The following is a 2,382-nucleotide window of genomic DNA, read 5'->3' as shown; positions in this document are numbered from 1 at the left end:
TGGTTTGTACAGCATTTTCTAGAGACTTCTTGCAGAAGTCAGGGAATAGGGAATAGGGAATAGGGAATAGGGAATTGTTGATTTCATATATTTAATTGATTTAATTAAAAATTTTGCAAGAGGTCTTAGGAAAGAAAGACGGAATAAGGAGGAAGGATCGAACTCAAGTCCCAAACTTTGAATCCGGTCTTTATTAAGTTTTAGAACAGATATTAGGTTCAAATCTTCTCAGCCTTAAAAAAATGTAATGCTCTTGAATTTTAATTGGGTTTAAACTTACGTTTTACATGGTTTTTATCCCTAAATTTCATACTATAAATTATTGTATTCCCAAATATTTATGTAACTGCAATGATAGGCGGTAATTAGGATATTCTTGGAGTAATTCTAGGACCAATGGTAAGGCAAGATTACGACTGTACCATTCTGGCTGGAGAAAAACTGGAATATTATTATTTGCTAGTAAAATTTTACTATAAAATTCTAACTCTTTACCAGTTTCTATTACTAATTTTATTTCTGATGCCCGCATCCACATCTGTTTTACAACTGGATATTTAGAACTAATATGTTGTTTAGGGCTAAGGGTTATCCAAGTCTGAGGTGAAATTTCTTGCCAATAGCAACCGGATGTTTCTATAGAAACTTGTCTGCCAGTAGCTTCTATTTTGTTCACTAGATTAGGTAACTGTTTATGGATAAAAGGTTCACCACCAGAAATAACAACTCTGGGAGAAAATAACTCATTAATTAACTCATCAAAAGTTCTAATTTGCCTTGGTAAATCAACTCCTCCATTGGCATAACCAGTATCACAATAATGACAGCCTACTGGGCAACCAGCAAGACGAATAAAATCTACTGGTGTACCTGTCCAATAGCCTTCTCCTTGAATAGTTTTTTGGAATGTTTCATGTATGGGAATTATTAATTTTTCTGTCATGTTTGAGTTATAAATAGGGTTTGCTGAAAAAGTCTTTAATAATAGACATATTCAATCTTATTAGTCATTTCAGTTTAGATTGAGACAAGCTTTTCTTTATAGCAATTCCCAAAGTTATGAGGTACACTCGTTTTGATTTTTTTTCTATTCCCTATTTCCTATTCCCTTTTCCCTCAAGCCTAAAATTTTGTACCTCACACTTTTTAGGAATTGCTATAAGAGAAAAAATTTCAGCAGAAAAAGTATTTCATTCTTATTTAAAATGACTATATAAGTAGAAACACTTTAAACAATGCCTGCTAAAGATATTTTTCACGATACAGTCAAACGTGCCCTTGAAAAAGAAGGATGGACTATAACTCACGATCCACTTGGTGACGTAGGAATGTTTATCGATCTAGTGCAGGATGGTGGAAATAACTGACCAGTTACAAAATCCTAAAACAATTACAAATCAATACTTTTAACTTTTGACTTTTGACTTTTGACTTTTGACTTCCGCGTAGCGGCACTAGGTGCAGAAAAATTAATTGCTGGCTGAAAAAGAGGGGCAAAAAATCGCTGTTGAGATTAAAAGTTTCCTGGGAAAATCGGCAATTTATGATTTCCATCTTGCCGTCGGACAGTTTATTAATTAGGGTTTGCTGATTAAATCTAAAAGCATTGACTTATATTGGTTGAGCGCATTTTTTAGTTAAAAAAAGTCCAAGCTTTTATGTCGTAATTGTTCAAAAAATTAGCATTTTAGGCGCATAGTTGCGCAGAATAATCCCTTGATTATTCTTCCTCCTACCTCCTCTATAATTCCCATTTCTCCTGTCTCCTGTCTTTCCCCTCCTGGGAGGGGTTAGGGGTGGGTTGTCTCCTGTCTCCTACCCTTACCCATAAGACTTTTTCAGCAAACCCTAATTACAGTTTAGCTTTGAAAGAAATAAAATCGTCCCGCGTCCTTTATTTAGCTATTCCTGTAGAAGCAAATCGAGATTTTTTTAGCAGACCATTTATCCAGACTGCCATCGCATACAACGAAATTAAACTAATAGTTTATGATTCAGATATGGAGGTAATTATTGAATGGAAAAACTAGAAAAGTACCGAGAAGCAATTAAAAAAGTAATTTCCGAATACGGGCAATACAAACTCGATCTAGAAGATGTCAGAACCGAATTAATTTTTCATCTAGAAGGAGACAATTATTTATTATTTAGGGTGGGTTGGCATCAAAGGAGGCGAATTTATGGTTGTATTATGCACGTCGATATTATTAACGAAAAAATCTGGATACAATACAACGGAACCGAGGTCGATCTTGCTGAAGAATTAGTGACATTAGGAGTTCCCAAACATGATATTGTTTTAGGATTTCATTCCCCCTATATGAGGCAATTTACCGAGTATGGGATGAGTTAATTTGACTCTTGATAACCGACTCCAATTAA

4 protein-coding genes and 1 pseudogene are annotated in these 2,382 nt (G+C 34.6%); 4 read left to right on the top strand and 1 reads right to left on the bottom strand.

Annotated elements, in window-relative coordinates; all coding sequences use genetic code 11:
- Window positions 1-319: 319 nt before the first annotated feature.
- A complete protein-coding gene (locus F6K13_RS28735; RefSeq protein ID WP_124145632.1) occupies window positions 320-943 on the bottom strand; it encodes a 7-carboxy-7-deazaguanine synthase QueE in 624 nt (207 codons plus the stop codon).
- Window positions 944-1,235: 292 nt separating this feature from the next.
- On the opposite strand from F6K13_RS28735, the gene F6K13_RS28730 reads away from it, so the two are divergent.
- From F6K13_RS28730 to F6K13_RS28715, 4 genes and pseudogenes are all read left to right on the top strand, one after another.
- Window positions 1,236-1,367 (top strand): element excision factor XisH family protein, encoded by a 132-nt coding sequence (locus tag F6K13_RS28730; protein WP_205127413.1) that lies wholly within the window; start codon window positions 1,236-1,238, stop codon window positions 1,365-1,367.
- Between the two features lie 87 nt (window positions 1,368-1,454).
- A pseudogene (locus tag F6K13_RS28725) lies at window positions 1,455-1,578 on the top strand (element excision factor XisH family protein); the annotation flags it as partial.
- 218 nt (window positions 1,579-1,796) lie between these two features.
- Entirely contained in the window at window positions 1,797-2,030 is a 234-nt protein-coding gene (locus F6K13_RS28720; protein WP_161564965.1) for an element excision factor XisH family protein, read from the top strand.
- The gene (locus F6K13_RS28715) at window positions 2,018-2,353 is read left to right on the top strand and encodes a XisI protein (protein WP_124145634.1); all 336 of its coding nucleotides are present in this window, start codon (window positions 2,018-2,020) and stop codon (window positions 2,351-2,353) included. The genes F6K13_RS28720 and F6K13_RS28715 overlap by 13 nt, the downstream gene beginning before the upstream one ends.
- Window positions 2,354-2,382 lie beyond the last annotated feature (29 nt).

The organism is Okeania sp. SIO2B9, from assembly GCF_010672505.1.
Lineage (GTDB): Bacteria > Cyanobacteriota > Cyanobacteriia > Cyanobacteriales > Microcoleaceae > Okeania > Okeania hirsuta.
The sequence above is the reverse complement of the archived record's forward strand: the minus strand, read 5'-3'. Positions and strand labels throughout refer to the sequence as shown.